12 protein-coding genes and 2 pseudogenes are annotated in these 17090 nt (G+C 38.1%); 2 read left to right on the top strand and 12 right to left on the bottom strand.

Translation table 11 applies throughout. From position 1 onward, the window contains the following. Nucleotides 1–4: 4 nt before the first annotated feature. The gene (locus tag RG571_RS04630; RefSeq protein WP_002287284.1) at nt 5–703 is read right to left on the bottom strand and encodes an L-ribulose-5-phosphate 4-epimerase; all 699 of its coding nucleotides are present in this window, start codon (nt 701–703) and stop codon (nt 5–7) included. Beyond that, the gene (locus tag RG571_RS04635; RefSeq protein ID WP_258430277.1) at nt 660–2321 is read right to left on the bottom strand and encodes a xylulokinase; all 1662 of its coding nucleotides are present in this window, start codon (nt 2319–2321) and stop codon (nt 660–662) included. The genes RG571_RS04630 and RG571_RS04635 overlap by 44 nt, the downstream gene beginning before the upstream one ends. Before the next feature lie 217 nt (nt 2322–2538). On the opposite strand from RG571_RS04635, the pseudogene RG571_RS04640 reads away from it, so the two are divergent. Further along, a pseudogene (locus RG571_RS04640) lies at nt 2539–3941 on the top strand (sugar porter family MFS transporter). Nucleotides 3942–4409: 468 nt separating this feature from the next. Here the strand turns inward: RG571_RS04640 and RG571_RS04645 are convergent. The 8 genes and pseudogenes from RG571_RS04645 to RG571_RS04680 all read right to left on the bottom strand — a co-directional run bounded on the left by RG571_RS04645 (nt 4410) and on the right by RG571_RS04680 (nt 13368). After that, nucleotides 4410–5489, bottom strand: coding sequence for a GntR family transcriptional regulator (locus tag RG571_RS04645; protein WP_002318642.1), 1080 nt, complete (start codon nt 5487–5489; stop codon nt 4410–4412). 85 nt (nt 5490–5574) lie between these two features. After that, a complete protein-coding gene (locus RG571_RS04650; protein WP_002297693.1) occupies nt 5575–6534 on the bottom strand; it encodes a family 43 glycosylhydrolase in 960 nt (319 codons plus the stop codon). A gap of 11 nt (nt 6535–6545) precedes the next feature. Further along, nucleotides 6546–8057 (bottom strand): alpha-N-arabinofuranosidase, encoded by a 1512-nt coding sequence (locus tag RG571_RS04655; protein WP_185938755.1) that lies wholly within the window; start codon nt 8055–8057, stop codon nt 6546–6548. A gap of 21 nt (nt 8058–8078) precedes the next feature. Next, nucleotides 8079–8642: a YesL family protein gene (locus RG571_RS04660; RefSeq protein ID WP_002318639.1), complete on the bottom strand. Its 564-nt coding sequence runs from the start codon at nt 8640–8642 to the stop codon at nt 8079–8081. Nucleotides 8643–8647: 5 nt separating this feature from the next. Further along, nucleotides 8648–9511, bottom strand: a pseudogene (locus RG571_RS04665) (carbohydrate ABC transporter permease). Nucleotides 9512–9524: 13 nt separating this feature from the next. Then, a complete protein-coding gene (locus tag RG571_RS04670; RefSeq protein WP_002287294.1) occupies nt 9525–10421 on the bottom strand; it encodes a carbohydrate ABC transporter permease in 897 nt (298 codons plus the stop codon). A 168-nt stretch (nt 10422–10589) separates the two neighbouring features. After that, nucleotides 10590–11879, bottom strand: a complete 1290-nt coding sequence (locus RG571_RS04675; RefSeq protein ID WP_258430278.1) for an ABC transporter substrate-binding protein — start codon at nt 11877–11879, stop codon at nt 10590–10592. After that, a complete protein-coding gene (locus RG571_RS04680; RefSeq protein ID WP_002339721.1) occupies nt 11851–13368 on the bottom strand; it encodes an alpha-N-arabinofuranosidase in 1518 nt (505 codons plus the stop codon). Before RG571_RS04680 ends, RG571_RS04675 begins: the two co-directional genes overlap by 29 nt. A gap of 197 nt (nt 13369–13565) precedes the next feature. Between RG571_RS04680 and RG571_RS04685 the strand changes: the two genes are divergently transcribed. Beyond that, entirely contained in the window at nt 13566–14456 is an 891-nt protein-coding gene (locus RG571_RS04685) for a transcriptional regulator (protein ID WP_002307176.1), read from the top strand. Nucleotides 14457–14528: 72 nt separating this feature from the next. Here the strand turns inward: RG571_RS04685 and nadE are convergent, their stop codons facing one another. Together nadE and RG571_RS04695 are read right to left on the bottom strand one after the other, a co-directional pair. Continuing rightward, the gene (nadE, locus tag RG571_RS04690) at nt 14529–15353 is read right to left on the bottom strand and encodes an ammonia-dependent NAD(+) synthetase (RefSeq protein WP_002307174.1); all 825 of its coding nucleotides are present in this window, start codon (nt 15351–15353) and stop codon (nt 14529–14531) included. Nucleotides 15354–15364: 11 nt separating this feature from the next. Continuing rightward, the gene (locus RG571_RS04695) at nt 15365–16837 is read right to left on the bottom strand and encodes a nicotinate phosphoribosyltransferase (protein ID WP_002297685.1); all 1473 of its coding nucleotides are present in this window, start codon (nt 16835–16837) and stop codon (nt 15365–15367) included. Nucleotides 16838–17090 lie beyond the last annotated feature (253 nt).

Consider the following 17090-nt stretch of genomic DNA (forward strand, 5'->3'; position numbering starts at 1 on the left):
CCTTTTATTTGTTTTGTCCGTAATACGCATTTTTTCCGTGTTTTCGTAAATAATGTTTATCTAAAATCCGTTGAGGCAGCTCTTCTGAAAATGAATTGAGCTGTCTGGTAAATAAATTCATCTTGCATACTTCATCTAGTACGACTGCGTTCATTACCGCACTTTGCGCATCTTTCCCCCAAGTAAATGGACCGTGTCCGTGTAAAAGTACCCCTGGAATTGCTAAGGGATCAATTTTGCGTTCTTTGAATGTTTCTATGATAACTTTTCCTGTTTCATATTCGTACCCGCTGTCGATTTCCTGTTGTGTCAAAAATCGAGCACAAGGTACCGATCCATAAAAAGTATCTGCATGCGTCGTCCCCATCGCAGGAACATCCAATCCTGCTTGTGCCCAGATCGTCGCCCATGTCGAGTGAGTATGGACGATTCCTCCGATTTGAGGAAATGAACGATATAAAACAGCATGAGTAGGCGTATCCGAAGAGGGATTGAGTTTACCTTCAATGATATGATTGTCCAAGTCCACAACGACCATGTCGTCTGCTGTCATCTCTTCATAACTGACTCCGCTAGGTTTGATAACGAAATATCGTGTTTCAGGATCAAAAGCGCTCACATTTCCCCATGTATATTTGACGAGTCCGTGTTTAGGCAAGTCAAGATTTGCTTGGTATACTTCTTCTTTCAGTTGTTCCAGCATTTTCTATCACTCCTTTTTCTTGCAATTGATGAATCGCTGTTTTTTCAATGTCGATCCCCTCACGGTAACGTCTCATAAATATCTGATAGCCTGCTATTTCTTCTGCTGAAGGTGTGATGGTGATTCCTTGGTCTTGTCCAAACACGTCTTCTGCCAAGAAGTTTTCTAAAGACTTCCCATGTCGATCCATCATATAGGCTGCTAATAACGCGATTCCCCACGCTCCACCTTCTCCGGCTGTGTCCATCACTGTAACTGGTGCCTCCATAGCAGATGCTAGAATCCGCTGTCCAACTTCTGGTGTTTTAAAAATCCCCCCATGTCCCACTAAACGATCAATTTGGACATTCTCAGATTTCAATATATCCATTCCGATTCTCATTGCACCAAAAGCACTGGCTAAATGGATCCGCATGAAATTCGCTAAATCAAAACGGCTACCTGGTGTACGTACAAATAATGGCCTTCCTTCATTTACTCCTGTAATGTTTTCACCGGAAAAATAACCATAAGAAAGTAATCCCCCGCAATCCGTATCGCCTTCTAGCGCTTTGTTGAATAATACCGTGAATAATTTATCTCTGCTTATCTCCATACCCAAAGAATTGGTAAATTCTTCAAAAATACTGACCCAAGCATTGATATCCGAAGAGCAGTTATTCGTATGAACCATGCCTACTAGTTCTCCTGAAGGTGTAGTGACCATGTCGATTTCCGGATGGACATTTTCTAGTTCTTTTTCTAATACGATCATAGCGAAGGCGGAAGTACCAGCCGAAATGTTCCCTGTCCGTTTGGCTACACTGTTCGTAGCGACTATACCGGTTCCTGCATCCCCTTCTGGCGGACAAACCGGGATTCCTGGTCTCAAATTTCCCGTAGGGTCGATCAGATAAGCCCCTGATTCGCTTAACTTGCCAGCTTCTTCTCCTGCTACTAGAACTTTAGGCAAAATGTGATCCAAGTCAATCGCTACGTGCGCTTTTTCGATTAACTGACCAAAAATATTTTTCATTTCTTGATGGTAGGTTTTCGTTGAAGGATCGATAGGAAACATGCCTGATGCATCTCCTACGCCTAGTACTTTCTCACCAGTAAGCTGCCAATGGACATAGCCTGCAAGCGTTGTCAAAAAATTAATTTCTTTCACATGTTCTTCTTTATTCAAAATAGATTGATACAAATGAGCGATACTCCATCTCTGCGGAATATTGTATTGAAATTTTTCCGCTAATATTCGTTCTGCTTCTTCAGTGATTGTATTTCGCCAAGTACGAAATGGTACTAGTAACTGTTCCTTGCTATCAAATGCTAGATAACCGTGCATCATTGCACTGAACCCAATCGACCCGATTGTCGTAAGATTCTCGCCATAGATTTCGAATACTTCTGCTGCCATTTTTCGGTAACTGACGCGCAGTCCTTTCCAAATATCTTCTAATGAATAGGTCCAGATACCATTTTCTAGTTTGTTTTCCCACTCATAACTACCAGCGGCAATAGGAGTAAAAGATGAATCAATCAATACAGCTTTGATCCTAGTTGATCCAAACTCAATCCCTAAAGATGTACGACCATCTATGACATCTAACATACTTTGCGCATTTACTTCCTTCATAATGATTTAACTCCCTCCTTCTCGTCAAACCTGATCAAACCGTCTTTTTAGTAGCGCTTACAATGATTATTGTATACTTTTGTACGTACATGTCAAGCGGTTATTTACAAGAATACAATAAAAAACACTTGTTTTGTACGTACATAAGTTATAAAATGAAATTGCTTACAAAATCTGATCAACCACCTTCTCGAAATTCTAGAAGGAGAGAATACTTATGAAAAAAGAAAAAAAAGTTTCCTCATCGTTTATTTATTTTTTTGGCGCATTTGGCGGCATTCTATTTGGATATGATATTGGTGTTATGACCGGCGCCTTACCTTTTTTACAGCATGATTGGGGTTTGGCAGGTAAAGCTTCTTTGATAGGATGGATCACGTCTTCGGTCATGTTAGGTGCGATCCTTGGCGGCTCTTTATCTGGTCTTCTTTCTGATAAGCTTGGACGACGAAAAATGATTCTTCTTTCTGCACTTATTTTTATGGCTGGTTCTGTCCTTTCTGCATCTGCCCCTCACAATGGTTCTTATTTTCTGATTGCAGCAAGGATTCTTCTAGGTTTAGCTGTTGGCGCTGCATCTGCCCTAGTTCCTGCTTATATGTCTGAAATGGCTCCTGCTAGACTAAGGGGAAGATTGTCAGGGATCAATCAAGTGATGATTGCTTCTGGCATGCTCCTTTCCTATGTTGCAGATTATTTGCTAAAAGGGTTGCCTGAAACGATGGCTTGGCGCGTGATGTTAGGACTCGCTGCTGTCCCCGCGCTGATTTTATTTTTCGGTGTTTTAGCTCTACCAGAGTCACCGCGTTTTCTTATGCAATCTGGCCGCTTGGAAGAGGCAAAAAGAGTATTGAACTATATTCGGACACCAAAAGAAGCTGAACAGGAATTCGAACAAATCCAGCTGAATGTCAAACAAGAAAAGACAACCGGAACTTCTTGGCATACTTTGTTTTTAGAAAAATATCGTTCCTTAGTCATTGCCGGTATTGGTGTAGCAGTATTCCAGCAATTTCAAGGAGCTAATGCTATTTTTTACTATATTCCGCTGATCGTAGAAAAAGCGACTGGGCACGCGGCGAGCGATGCATTGATGTGGCCGATCATCCAAGGAATCATTTTAGTTGCTGGTTCTTTGCTCTTTTTGGTTATTGCAGACAAGTTCAATCGGCGAACTTTATTGAAAATAGGCGGTAGCGTGATGGGACTTTCTTTCATCCTACCAGCTGTTTTAGGAACTGTACTGGATGTTCATACAAATTCGTTGTTGATTCTCTTGTTTTTATGTATTTATGTCGCATTTTATTCTTGCACATGGGCGCTCCACTGACATGGGTAATCGTAGGCGAAATATTCCCACTAGCTGTCCGCGGGCGAGCATCTGGCCTAGCCTCTTCTTTTAATTGGATTGGTTCTTTCCTAGTTGGCTTGCTTTTTCCTGTGATGACTGCTTCTATGTCTCAAGAAATCGTTTTCGGCATTTTTGGGATCATCTGCTTTTTAGGGGTTTTATTTATTCAAGAGATCGTACCAGAAACTCGTGGGAAATCTTTAGAGGAAATCGAACAAAGTGCATCTAAAAAAACTTATCCTAAACGTATTTCTATCCATCATTCTTAAAGAGGTTGTGACAGAAGTGGTCAGCTTCAAGAAATAAGAAGGAATTTACGAAAATTGCTTCTTAAATTTTTGTGGAATTTCAGCTTATTTTCGAAGAAGCTACTTCTGGAACACCGTGAATCAGAGGTTGTGAAAAAGCTGTCCTGCATCAAATAATAAGAACATCCAAACAAAAATAGCTTCTCCTATTTTTCGTTTGGTTAGGCTTATTACCGCAGATGCAAGCTTTTGAACACCGTTTAAGGAAGAGGTTGTGAGCCTGCCGTTCAGCTCCAGTCACAAGGAACAATTTCAAAAAACAGCTTCTCATGTTTGATGAATATTGTGACTTGTGACCAGTTGGTAGGAGAACACCGTTTAGTGGAGAGGTGGTGAAAGAAACGTTCAGCCTTGAGCGATGACAAAAGCTCTCACAAACATTGCGACGAGTAACCGTAGGAGCAATAAGAGGCGGTAAAAACCCGTCTCTTATTTTTCGTTTTCTTTCACTGTTTCCCGTTCAACTAGTACAGGTTCATAAAGAATATTCGGCTGTGCCTGTCCTTTTTCAATCGTTGTGACGATCCACCGTGCGGCATCTTGTCCCAACTTTTCTTTTGGATGTGTCAATGTTGTCAATTTTTTATTTCCTAAATGGCTTAAAGAAGAATCGTCTGTTCCTACGATGGATAGATCATCTGGAATTTGATAGCCATTTTCTGTCAGCTTATCTAGCAATAAACTAGCTATTTGGTCGTTATAGCAAATGATGCCATCTAAAGCTTGTTCTTCTTTCAACCGTTGTACTGTTTTTTCAGCGATTGTTTCTCGTGTTTCCGTGGTGAAAGTAATGATATCTTCCATCAAAAAACGCACATTATACTGTTCACACGCGCTGATAAAACCTTTCATCCTGTATTTTCCTTGAAGATCGTCGATTTTTGTGATGAACAACAGACGCTGATGTCCTTTTTTTATCAAATATTCTGCTGCCATAAAACCGACTTTCACATCATCTAAACAAATATAAGAGGCATTTAACTCTTCATAAGCAGCATTGATCATCACCATCGGAATGCCTTGTTCTCTCAAAGCAACATAAAGTGCTAAGTTTGGGTTATACTGATTACTTTTCGTAGGCTCAACGATCAAACCATCTACCCCATAAGCAATCATTTTCTTCAAACACTCTTTTTCCAATTCGTGATCGTTATTCGTACTGGCTAAAAGCAATGAATACCCAGACTCTCGTAATTCATTTTCGATTCCTCGGATAATCGACGGAAAAATATAATCAGAGAGATATGTGGTGATGACACCGATCGTTTTTGTTCTGTTCAATGGTGTTTTTTCTATCTTATAGCTGTCATCTACATATGTGCCCGATCCTTTTTCTTTACGCAGATAGCCCTCATTTACCAACACAGCGATTGCTTGCCGAATCGTATGTCTGCTGACGTCATATATTTCTTGCAGCTTGAATTCTGAGGGAATGGTTGTATTTACTTCGTATTCCTCACGAAGGATCTTTTGTTTTATCTCATCTGCAATGTCTTGATATTTTGCCATTTGCCTTGCCCCTTTTTATTTGTACGTACATATATCATAACGAATCTGCAAGGTTTATTCAAGCAAAAATCAAGGTTTCTTGTGCTCATAAGGCATACGGAACAGGTTCACCAAATTCTGGAAATCCTTGCTCATTCCACGTAAAACATTGCGCGTTCGCGTGCCGATTGGGATTGTCTAACGGATCCCCTTTTTGGTTCTTCTCTGGTCGAGCATGATAGATCAAAATATCAAAGCACCCATCTTCTGAAACCGTAAACGAGTTGTGACCAGGACCAAATTGCTTATTTTTTTCAGAAGAAACGAATACTGGCTCCGATAATTTATGCCATGATTCTTTTAATAAAAGATTCTTGTGCTCATCAGCCCACAGCAGGCCCATGGCATAGTTTTCATCTGTTGCACTACCAGAATACGTAATGAATATTTTCCCATTGCGAGTAAGGACTGCTGGACCTTCATTTACTGAAAAACCCCGTTTTTCCCATTCATACTCAGGTATAGAAAGGAGGATCTGCTTCCCCTTTAACGTCCAAGGATTATCCATTTCGGATAGATAAAGATTAGAATTCCCAGTAATTTCAGGATCTTGTTGGGCCCACACATAATATAGCTTTCCTTGAGAAGAGAAAGTTGTTCCGTCTAAACTGAAAGTTTCCCTTTTCGTTTTTATTTGTCCCTTTTCTATCCAATCTGTATTCATTGGATCTATATGCTGATTTTCAAGTACGAACATGCGGTGATGATGAGATTCATCACGTATAGTTTTATGATTGCTTGCAGCAAAGTAAATATACCATTTTCCATTGATATAATGGACTTCAGGTGCCCAGATCAATTCACTCATCGGTCCTTCTTCATGAGCCTGCCATACAATCAGGCTTTCAGCATGTTCTAATTCATTCAGTGACTTTGCCCTTCTTAATTCAATCACTTGGTAGCCTGGAACCGATCCTGTAAAATAATAATAACCATCTGTATGTTTATATACCCAAGGATCTGCCCGTTGCCGAACGATAGGATTATTATAAAGTGTCTTCATCATAACAAATTTCCTCACATTTTCTTTATTCTAATTACATTCCAAGAGTATTTTTCTATCCCTACATTTAATTCGTCATGTTTTTCTATTGAAAAATAGTTTATTTCAGGTTTTATTTTTTCTGGTTCTTCACGTGTATTTTTGTCCAACAGATCGCTACTGGTTAATGTGTAGTGCTCTCCTTGATCTAGCAAATTGAAATCATGTTCAATCGTTATCTTTTGTTGTTCATTTGTGCGATTGATCAAGAAAATAGTCAGCTGATTGCCGTTATCTACGATCACACTGTCCACATAAGGAACATTTTTTATCTTTTCACAATCATAAACAGGGCAAATGATTTGTTGTTCCAATACTTGACCTTTAGCATATTTCGATAAGTGTTGCATCACATAATAAGTTGGATTCCTCCATGCTTGTCCTTTAGCATCTGTCAGTATTAAAGGTATTGTGTTTACTAACAATGATTGACAACTAATCTTTACGCGATCTGCGTGTCGTAAAATAGCCAGCCCTAATGAACCAAATAATAATGTATCTTCCATAGTAAAGTAACACCAATCGATGGGACTACCGACTTCAAAATCCCTATGTTTTTTTTCCGGTTGGGCATGTACATTCCATTCATCAAACGCTAGATACATTGTTTTCTCACTTCTCAAATATCCTTTTACATAATCACAAGTAGCAACGATTTCTTCAATTTGACGATCGAATCGATAAGCTTTTGCAAGGTATGTCGCTGTATCATCACGCTCATTTTTAGGAGGTTTAGTCAAGTCTTCTTCATCATACTTATCAATATAGTTATGCAAAGCTAAATAATCTACATTCTCATAAGCTTCTTCTAATGCGATACGATCCCATTCAGGGTACGATGGTAAACATAGCGTAGAGCTTCCAACTAAGATTGTTTCAATTGAATCATCCACTAACTTCATGACTTTTGAGGCTTCATTTGCTAACCTACCATATTCATAAGCACTCTTAGCCCCCACTTGCCATGGCCCGTCTAGCTCATTCCCTAAACACCATAATTTAACGCCAAAAGGCTTTTTTTGCCCATTTTTTATTCTTAAATCACTCCAGAAGGTTCCTTTTGGAAAATTACAATATTCTACTAAATTTTTTGCTTCATCAATTCCTTTTGTTCCTAAATTCACCGTGAATATCGGTTTCGCTTGTACATGACTGATCCATTTAAAAAATTCGTGGAGTCCAAAATAATTTGGTTCTATACCTCGCCATGCTAAATCAATTTTTTTTGGTCGTTGTTCTTTCCTACCTACAGTATCCACCCAATCATAACCAGATGTAAAGTTTCCTCCAGGATAGCGAATGACACCTAATTCTAATTCCTTTACATAAGAGAGGACATCTTGTCTAAACCCGTCACCATCAGCTGTTTCATGGCCCGGTTCATAAATCCCTGTATAGACGACACTTCCCATATGCTCAACAAATGAGCCAAACAGCCGAGAACTGATCTCTCCTACCGTAAAATCCTCTCTGATTTTTACTTTCACTTCTTCGTCCAACAGCTTTCCCTACCTTTCATTTCCTATAGTCAAGATAATAGATACAAGTTTCCATACGCCACCAGCAAAGATAAAAATAAAAGGAGGGAAAAGAAATATGAGCAGTACAAATCCTAATAACAATACGCAACAAAGAATATTTCTCAAAAAATCAAAAAATACTTTCCATGCACTTTGTTCAAAAATTTGTAAAAATGTGATATCTTTGTTTTCAGAAATCACATATATCCAGGATAAAAGAAACATGGAATAAATAAGTGAAACTACATATCCACTAATTGAAAGTACGATTGTCTGTTCTTCTAATAATTGATTAACAAGAAAATAAATAATGATCGTTAACAGACTAAGGAACAAGTTCTTACCAAAATGTTGCTTTATTCCTTGTAAGAAAAAATAAATGATATTTCCTGATCCCTCACCTTTCCATTGCGCCATTACATAAAAAACAGCACATGTAGCAGGCACGATAGTAATAACAGGCAAACACACGATTACCCAGAGAATACCTAATAAGATGTAATCAGAAACCACAATCAACTGTCCATAAAATTTAGTCTCAACTATTTTCATCTTCCTCACTCTTTCATTCCAGACATAGCTGTTCCTTGAACAAAATATTTCTGTGCAAAAATATAAACCACTAGTAATGGCAGCATTGAAATAACCGTTCCAGCCATTACAGGTCCATAAAAAGAAATGTTCTGCCCCGTAAATAAAGCTAACCCTGCTGGTAAAGTTCTCATTTTTGAACTACTTGTCAATATCAATGGATAAAGCAAGTCATTCCAACTATTCATCAGCGTGAAAATCCCTAATGATAAAAGAGTAGGTTTGCTCAATGGCAACATGATTTTCAAAAAAATATTAAACTCACTTAATCCATCAATGCGTGCTGCCTCTTCCAAAGAATCTGGTAAAGTAATAAAAAGGAACGCATCATGAAGATACCAAATGCAGTTGTCATACGAGGAATGATCAAACCTGCATAAGTATCAAGCATGCCAAGCAAATTGACTTCAATAAATAGAGGAATCATGAAGACTTGGAATGAGATCATCATTGTCAGCAAAACGAAATAGAACAAAACTGATTTTCCTTTGAAACGCATACGAGCAAATGCCATACCCCGCAAGAGAATCAAAGAATACAGAAGTGATCACTGTCCCTCCAGCAAAAATCACTGTATTTTTGATGTAATCTAATAAAGGGATCGTTGTCCAAACCTTAATATAGTTATCTAGGGTATAGCTATCTGCAAATATTCTAGGCGGAAATGAGATAATGTCTTTTTCGTGTTTAAAAGAAGAAATAATCAGCCACAAAAAAGGAAACGCAATAACCAACAATATAACTAGCATACTAATCGTTCGAATGATTTTTTTACCACTAACTGCTTTTCGACTATTCACAGTAACTGTAATCGAGCTTTCTGGTGCCATACAGGTTTCCCTCCTATTTCATTTGTTTTTCTTTCCGTGACATGTACACATTAGTGGAGATAGCTATAGTTGCAACAATGATAAACAAAACCGAAGACAGTGCTGATGCATAGCCCAATTCATAAGGTGCTGTAAATCCTCGACTGTAAATATATTGAACAGCTGTTTCTGTCTTAAATTGTGGGCCACCAGCGGTTGCAACATATACTTGGTCAAACACTTGCATCGAACCAATCAGATTCGTTAAAATACAAAAACCTAAGGAGGGAACGATCTGAGGTAGCGTAATGTTAAAAAACTGCTGTCGATTTGTTGCACCATCCATTTGAGCAGATTCATACAAAGAGGGAGAGATTCCCTGAATAGCAGTCAAGAGAATCGTCATAGTAACACCAAAATTCTTCCAAACAGTCATGATGGCTACCGTCGGCATAGCAAGGGTTGGATCGCGAAAAAATTGAGGGATCGGCAAGCCGACTTGTGAAAACAAGTAAGGAATCGCCCCTACATTCGGATCAAGCAACATAGAAAAAATAATCGCAATTGACGTCAATGAACAAATAACTGGAATGTAAAATGTCGAACGACAAAAACGATTGAATCTGGTATTTTTAGATAATGCTACTGCTGCTAATAAACCAACGATAATTTGTGTTGGCGTTTCGAGTACGGTGAAATATAAAGAATGAATCAACGAATTAACTGCTCGTTCATCACTAAATATACGTGTGAAATTTTCAAAACTTACAAAATTTCTTGATGTAAAGAAAATATTCAAATCTGTAAAACTAATAGCAAATGTTCCTAAAAGCGGTATGACAGTAAATAATAATAAAACTAAAAAAGATGGAGTTAAAAACAAATACGCAGCACGATCAGGACGATTCCAATATTTGGTGAATCCGTTCATATAGTCCACCTCATCTTTCATTTTGATAAAATATACAATCTTGGTTTAAACGAATCTGAATAAGATATCCGAACAATCGCTGTGATTTTTGCAATAACACCTATATACTAGGTCGATCATTCAGATATCTGTATCTTGCCAACAGTCTATCCTGTATAAAGTTCTGTACTATTTTTGCAGTAATTGATTGATGGCATCATCTGCATCGTTCATGAGTGTCTCAGGATCTTCTCCTGCTAATAATTTTTCAATCAGTGGATTGATGATATCGTTATTGATCGCAGAGATTTGGGTAAAACCTGGTAAATATGGCTCTGCATAGTCCATTTGTTTCGATAATTCAGATACAATAGGATCATTTTTTACTTCTTCATCTTTTGCTACTGAATCCAAGTAGGCAGGAAAACCATTTTCGATACTCCATTTTTTACCAATTTCAGTTGTATTCCAATATTTCAAAAACTCATAGACAGCTTCTTTTTTATTATTATCTGTACTTGCCGGAATGGCATATCCTACGCCATCTAAAATAGCTGTTTTTTTGTCTGAATCACTCCCTTGTGGTAAGGTAGTCACATTATAATCAATCTCGTTTGCTTTCAATCCGTTATTTAACCATGGCCCATTGATTTCAATGGCTAGTTGACCAGCATTCATTAAATTGTCCATTTCGGCGCCAGAAATCGATTCTGGACCAGTCTTGTCTACATGGATCATTTTTTGGATCGCTTTTAACGTTTTAAGGTTCTCAGGAGACGCAAATTCAGACTTAGTATAATCATTGTTCACTAATTTACCGCCATTTGCTAACATCCAGTTATATAACGGTGCAGTTCCATCCTTATTGAAGACAAAACCTGATACATTTTTACTACTATCAGTTAATTTTGGTGCCATTTCTGTCAATTCTTCCCAAGTAGTAGGTGGTTGTTCAGTATCTAATCCAGCTTGTTTAAACAAATCATTATTCCAATACATATACATTCCTTGTACCTGCATGGGGACAAAATACTGTTTACCTTCTACTTCACCTAATTCAATAGCCGTTTCTTTAAAATCAGATTTATCTACTCCATCATATTCCCAGAAATCGTCTAATGGTCGTACCGCTCCGTTTTCTACATACTGTGCAAAATCTGGATAATTTAATGCAATAAAGTCAGGTGCTTTTTTAGAAGAAATCGCTGTAGGAAGTTTTTCATTCAAATTGGCCCAAGTCATGATATCCATTTCAATTTTGATGTTTTTATCATTTGTTTTATTAAATTCATTAACGATTTCTTGCAATATTTCACCATCAGATGCAGTAAACCCATTCCAAAAAGTCAAAGTCACTTCTTTATCAGAATCAGATTCTGCTGAACTTCCGCCACCGCAAGCTCCTAAAATACCTGTTGCAGCTACCAACAAAGAGCCAATTAACCATTTTTTACCTTTCATTTTTTGTTCCTCCTTCATCTGATAAACGACATCTGACCACATTCCAAGATAGCGGTTTCAATAAACAATTGATTTTCCCATCTTCAGCTTTTACATTTGTTGAATGACTTGGTTTTACTTGTTCACTTTTAGGAAGATTAGTTGCTTTTGTATCAAATCCACTCATTTCAGAAAAATCAATCACTCCCTCTACTGATAATTCAGACAAGTGAACAGTTAGATTCATTTCTTCTTCTCCACGGTTAACTGCAAATATGACAAGTTCTTTGTCATTTATTACGGCTATACTTTCTAAATACGGCACTTCTTCAAAATCTTCCTTCGCATAGTTTGCTGAACGAATTTGTGGGCTTAACACCTCTCCTTGTCCATACACAGCAGCTTGCATAAATGGATAATAGATCGTCTGTCTCCAAGCTTCTCCGTTTGTTTCTGTCCTGATTGGTGCAATAACGTTTACCAATTGAGCAAGACAAGCAATCTTTACTCTATCTGCATGTTTCAATAAAGTGATTAATAGACAGCCTAATAGTAATGCATCTTCAAAATTATAGTTATCTTCTAGTAAAGGAGGAGCAATCTGCCAAGGCGCTGCTTGCTCATCTTGTTCCGCTGAATGATACCAAATATTCCATTCATCAAAGGACAGGTTGATCTGCTTCTTACTATGTTTCTTCGCCTTGACTGTATCGCACATCGCTGTCACTTCAGAAATGAACCGATCCATGTCTAAGGAACGTGCAAGATAATGAGAAAGATCATTTTTTTGGTTGCCATAATATTGATGAAGAGACAAATAATCTATTTGATCGTACGCTTGATCAAGAACTGTTAACTCCCAGTCACCAAATGTAGGCATTTGCCGATTCGAACTTCCGCATAAAACCACCTCAATTGAATCATCTACGAGTTTCATCGCCTTAGCCGTTTCCTCTGCTAACCGTCCATATTCTTCCGCTGTTTTATGTCCAATCTGCCAAGGACCGTCCATTTCATTCCCTAAACACCATGTCTTAATTCCAAAAGGGCTCTCTTGACCATTCGAACGCCTTAAATCACTCCAATAAGTTCCTTTAGGAAAATTACAATATTCGACTAAATTACGAGCTGCATCTACTCCACGAGTACCCAGATTGACAGCCATATTGATTTCGGCCCCCACATGCTGACACCAGTTATAAAATTCATGAATCCCAACTTCATTCGTTTCAATTGTCCGCCAAGCTAAATCCAACCTTCTAGGTCTATTTGCTATGGGCCCAATACTGTCTTCCCAACGAAATCCTGACACAAAATTTCCACCAGGATATCTAATCATGGGAATGTTCAATTCTTTTACCAAGTGAATGACGTCTTGGCGAAATCCACTTTTATTAGCTGATGGATGATCTGGCTGATAAATCCCTTCATATACTGCTCGTCCCATATGTTCAATAAATGAACTGTACAACCGCGGATCAACTTTGCCTACACGCTTGACACTACTAATCAACATTGTGGCTTCCATAACTGACCTCCTTTAATTTATACATGAATAATACACCTTGTTGAAAGCGTTGTCAATAATATAAATGTTAAACTTACTTATTTTTTATCGATTTTAATTAACCAAAATATTAATAACGATTAAAACAAATAATTTAATATAACTTTTATTAACAAATATGTTAATATATAAGAAAAACCTTTTAAGAGGTGATATATATGCAACTACAAATAAACGAAGAATCCTTACCGGTATATGAAGCATTAGCTAGTAAAACAAGGATCAGGATCATCCAGCTACTTTCCAAAAAGAAGATGAATGTCAAAGATTTGGCAAAAGAACTTGGGGTAAGCAGTGCTATCACAACGATGCACGTGAAAAAGCTAGAGGAAGCAAACATCATCAAAACAGAAAAAGTAGGACAACAAAAAATTTCGAGCCTTCGTGTCGATAAAATCGATATCAGTTTTCCAGAAAAAATATTCAATGCTTTTGATACGAAAGAAACATCGATACCTATTGGTCACTATACAAATTATGCAATTGAACCAACATGCGGTTTAGCTACGATCCATGATTTTATCGGGAAAGTGGATGAACCACGCTATTTTATGGATCCTCGAAGGATGGATGCCCGCATTCTCTGGTTTACCAGCGGATTTGTCGAGTATCAGGCACCTAATTTTTTAAATACAGAGGATACATTGGAGATGTTGGAAGTTTCTGTGGAAATTTCTTCTGAATTTCCTTTTTCAAATGACAATTGGCCTTCAGATATCACTTTCAGCCTAAATGGTGTGGAGCTAGGAACATGGACGAGCCCTGGAGATTTTGCTGATATCCGCGGTAAATATACGCCTGATTGGTATCCAGATAATCTTAATCAATACGGCTTGCTGAAGACGATCCGAATTACCAAACACTTGACGAATATGAATGGAGAACCCTTGTCAAACATCACGATCAACGACATCCCTAAAGAGCAAGACACTTGGCATTTGCGAATCGAAGTGAAAGACGATGCCAAACATGTGGGGGGCTGTACTTTATTTGGTAAAGGATTCGGTAATTACGATCAGGATATCAAATTAAAAGTTTACTACAGCTGATATTTTTCTTTTCTATTTTATAAAACAAAAACAGCCAATCCCTATGAAGGGACGGCTGTTTTTGCTTTATTGTTATTTCCAGAAATCATCCAAAACGGAAATTGGCAAATGTCGTTTATGTTGTGTCTTGTTCCACCATGCTTCGATTTTTTCTTGTGCTTGAGCGGGAACTTCTTTTCCTTCTAGATAATCATCAATTTCATTATATGTGACACCTAGTGCGACTTCATCTGCAATCATTGGTTTCCCATCTTCAAGATCTGCAGTCGGAATTTTTGTGTATAATTTTTCCGGTGCATTCAATGCTTGAAGCAATTGTTTCCCTTGTCGTTTGTCCAAACGGAATAATGGCAAAATGTCGGCTCCACCATCACCAAATTTCGTGAAGAATCCAGTAATGTTTTCTGCAGCATGATCTGTCCCTAATACGGCTCCTGCTCTTTCTCCAGCTACGGCATATTGCGTAATCATACGTTGACGTGCTTTGATATTTCCTTTATTAAAATCGCTGATTTCCACACCTGCTTCGCTTAATACTTGTACTTGTGCATCAACAGCTGGTTTGATATTTACTCGCAGACTAACATCGGGCTGGATAAAGTCAAGAGCAGCTTTTGCATCTTCTTCATCTGCTTGTTCACCATAAGGAAGACGAACAGCGATAAATTGATAGTTTTCATCTTTTGTTTCTTCACGCATTTCTTCCATCGTTAGTTGCGCCAAACGGCCTGCTAAAGTAGAATCTTGGCCGCCGCTGATACCTAGTACAAAAGTTTTAAGAAACGGATATTTTTTCAAATATGCTTTCATAAAGTCAATACTTTTACGTATTTCTTCTTTTGGATCAATTGTTGGTTTGACACCTAATTCATTGATAATTTCTGTCTGCAGGCTCATTTATTCTCCTCCTATGCTTCTGTATGAAGTTCTGCTACGCTTTTTTTCATTCGTTCCATGATAGCCATTTTATGGTTCCAGCATTCAGTAGACAGATCGACTGGGTATTTTTGCGGATTCAAGTCTCGTTTATACTCTTCCCATAGTGAATCTAGATTTTCTTTTGTATATTCTTTGATTTCGTTTAGTGCAGGTAATTCGTAAACTCTTTTTCCTTCGATAAAGATATCTTGTAAAACTGGGCGAGCTGTAAAGTCTCGAACAGTTTTATTGATAAACGTATGCACTGGATGGAACATGAAGATAGCTTCTTCTTCTCGAGGGTCTTCATCCCATAATGTAACGTAGTCTCCTTCAGATTTCCCATCAAAATTTCGAGTGATGCGCCACACTTGTTTTTTCCCTGGAGTAGTTACTTTTTCTGCATTGCTTGATAACTTGATCGTATCCATCATGTTTCCTTCATCATCTTCGATCGATACTAGCTTGAATACTGCACCAAGGGCTGGCTGATCATAGGCTGTGATCAATTTTGTCCCAACACCCCATACATCAATTTTAGCTTTTTGCATCTTTAAATTCAAAATCGTTGCTTCATCCAAGTCATTCGAAGCATAGATTTTTGCTTCCGTAAATCCGGCTGCATCTAATTGTTCCCGAACACGCTTAGATATATAGGCCATATCTCCACTGTCGATGCGTACGCCTTGGAAGTTGATTTTGTCACCTAATTCTTTCGCCACGCGAATCGCACTTGGCACACCTGATTTCAACGTATCATAAGTGTCGACTAAGAACACGCAGTCTTTATGGGTTTTAGCGTAGGCCATAAATGCTTCATAATCATTTCCATAAGATTGGACTAACGAATGAGCATGGGTCCCGCTAGCTGGTATCCCAAATATCTTCCCAGCACGTACATTGCTTGTTGCATCTGCTCCGCCGATATATGCCGCTCTAGTTCCCCAGACTGCTGCATCCAGTTCTTGTGCCCGTCTAGTTCCAAATTCCAATAGTGGATCTTCTCCGATGACAGATTTGATACGAGCTGCTTTTGTCGCGATCAACGTTTGGAAATTGACCATATTCAACAGTGCTGTTTCTACTAATTGGCAGTGCGCTAAAGGCCCTTCCACTTGGATCAATGGTTCATTTGCAAAAACTAGTTCTCCTTCACGAGCAGAACGAACTGTTGCTTTAAATTCAAAATTTTGTAAATACTCCAAAAAACCTTCAGGATAGACTTCTAATCCACGCAAGTAAGCAATATCGGAATCATTGAACGTCAGATTCTCTAAATAATTGACTAACCGTTCCAATCCTGCAAAAACCGCGTATCCGTGGTTAAAAGGCATTTCTCGAAAGTAACATTCAAAAACAGCATGTAAATCAGCTCGACCTAATTCCCAGTATGTCTGCATCATATTGATTTGATATAGATCCGTATGCAGCGTCAAACTGTCGTCTGGGTAAGTATTATTCATCTTGTATTACTCCTCTTGGCAAGTTTTCATTTCCTACCCATTATAACAAAAAAAAATAATAGGAAAAGAAATCTTCCATTTTTTCTGAAAAAGCACATGTTTTACGGATATTTCTTGCTAAAAATGAACTCCATCTGCTAAAACTATCCTTTCTTATTGGTATTTAACCTAAACGAGAAAGAATACTTATTTTATTCAATGTATCCGAGACACGAAGTAATTAGCGTTTTCTATTTTTCTTACTTGATAAAAT

Source organism: Enterococcus sp. FR204, assembly GCF_031143325.1.
Classification (GTDB): Bacteria; Bacillota; Bacilli; order Lactobacillales; family Enterococcaceae; genus Enterococcus_B; species Enterococcus_B faecium.

What these genes read in the sequence shown, in the direction of transcription:
- nadE (WP_002307174.1), bottom strand. Translation starts at nt 15,353, where the DNA reads ATGAGCCTGCAGACAGAAATTATCAATGAATTAGGTGTCAAACCAACA.
- RG571_RS04635 (WP_258430277.1), bottom strand. Translation starts at nt 2,321, where the DNA reads ATGAAGGAAGTAAATGCGCAAAGTATGTTAGATGTCATAGATGGTCGT.
- RG571_RS04675 (WP_258430278.1), bottom strand. Translation starts at nt 11,879, where the DNA reads ATGAAGGAGGAACAAAAAATGAAAGGTAAAAAATGGTTAATTGGCTCT.
- RG571_RS04680 (WP_002339721.1), bottom strand. Translation starts at nt 13,368, where the DNA reads ATGGAAGCCACAATGTTGATTAGTAGTGTCAAGCGTGTAGGCAAAGTT.
- RG571_RS04695 (WP_002297685.1), bottom strand. Translation starts at nt 16,837, where the DNA reads ATGAATAATACTTACCCAGACGACAGTTTGACGCTGCATACGGATCTA.
- RG571_RS04670 (WP_002287294.1), bottom strand. Translation starts at nt 10,421, where the DNA reads ATGAACGGATTCACCAAATATTGGAATCGTCCTGATCGTGCTGCGTAT.
- RG571_RS04650 (WP_002297693.1), bottom strand. Translation starts at nt 6,534, where the DNA reads ATGATGAAGACACTTTATAATAATCCTATCGTTCGGCAACGGGCAGAT.
- RG571_RS04645 (WP_002318642.1), bottom strand. Translation starts at nt 5,489, where the DNA reads ATGGCAAAATATCAAGACATTGCAGATGAGATAAAACAAAAGATCCTT.
- RG571_RS04630 (WP_002287284.1), bottom strand. Translation starts at nt 703, where the DNA reads ATGCTGGAACAACTGAAAGAAGAAGTATACCAAGCAAATCTTGACTTG.
- RG571_RS04685 (WP_002307176.1), top strand. Translation starts at nt 13,566, where the DNA reads ATGCAACTACAAATAAACGAAGAATCCTTACCGGTATATGAAGCATTA.
- RG571_RS04660 (WP_002318639.1), bottom strand. Translation starts at nt 8,642, where the DNA reads ATGAAAATAGTTGAGACTAAATTTTATGGACAGTTGATTGTGGTTTCT.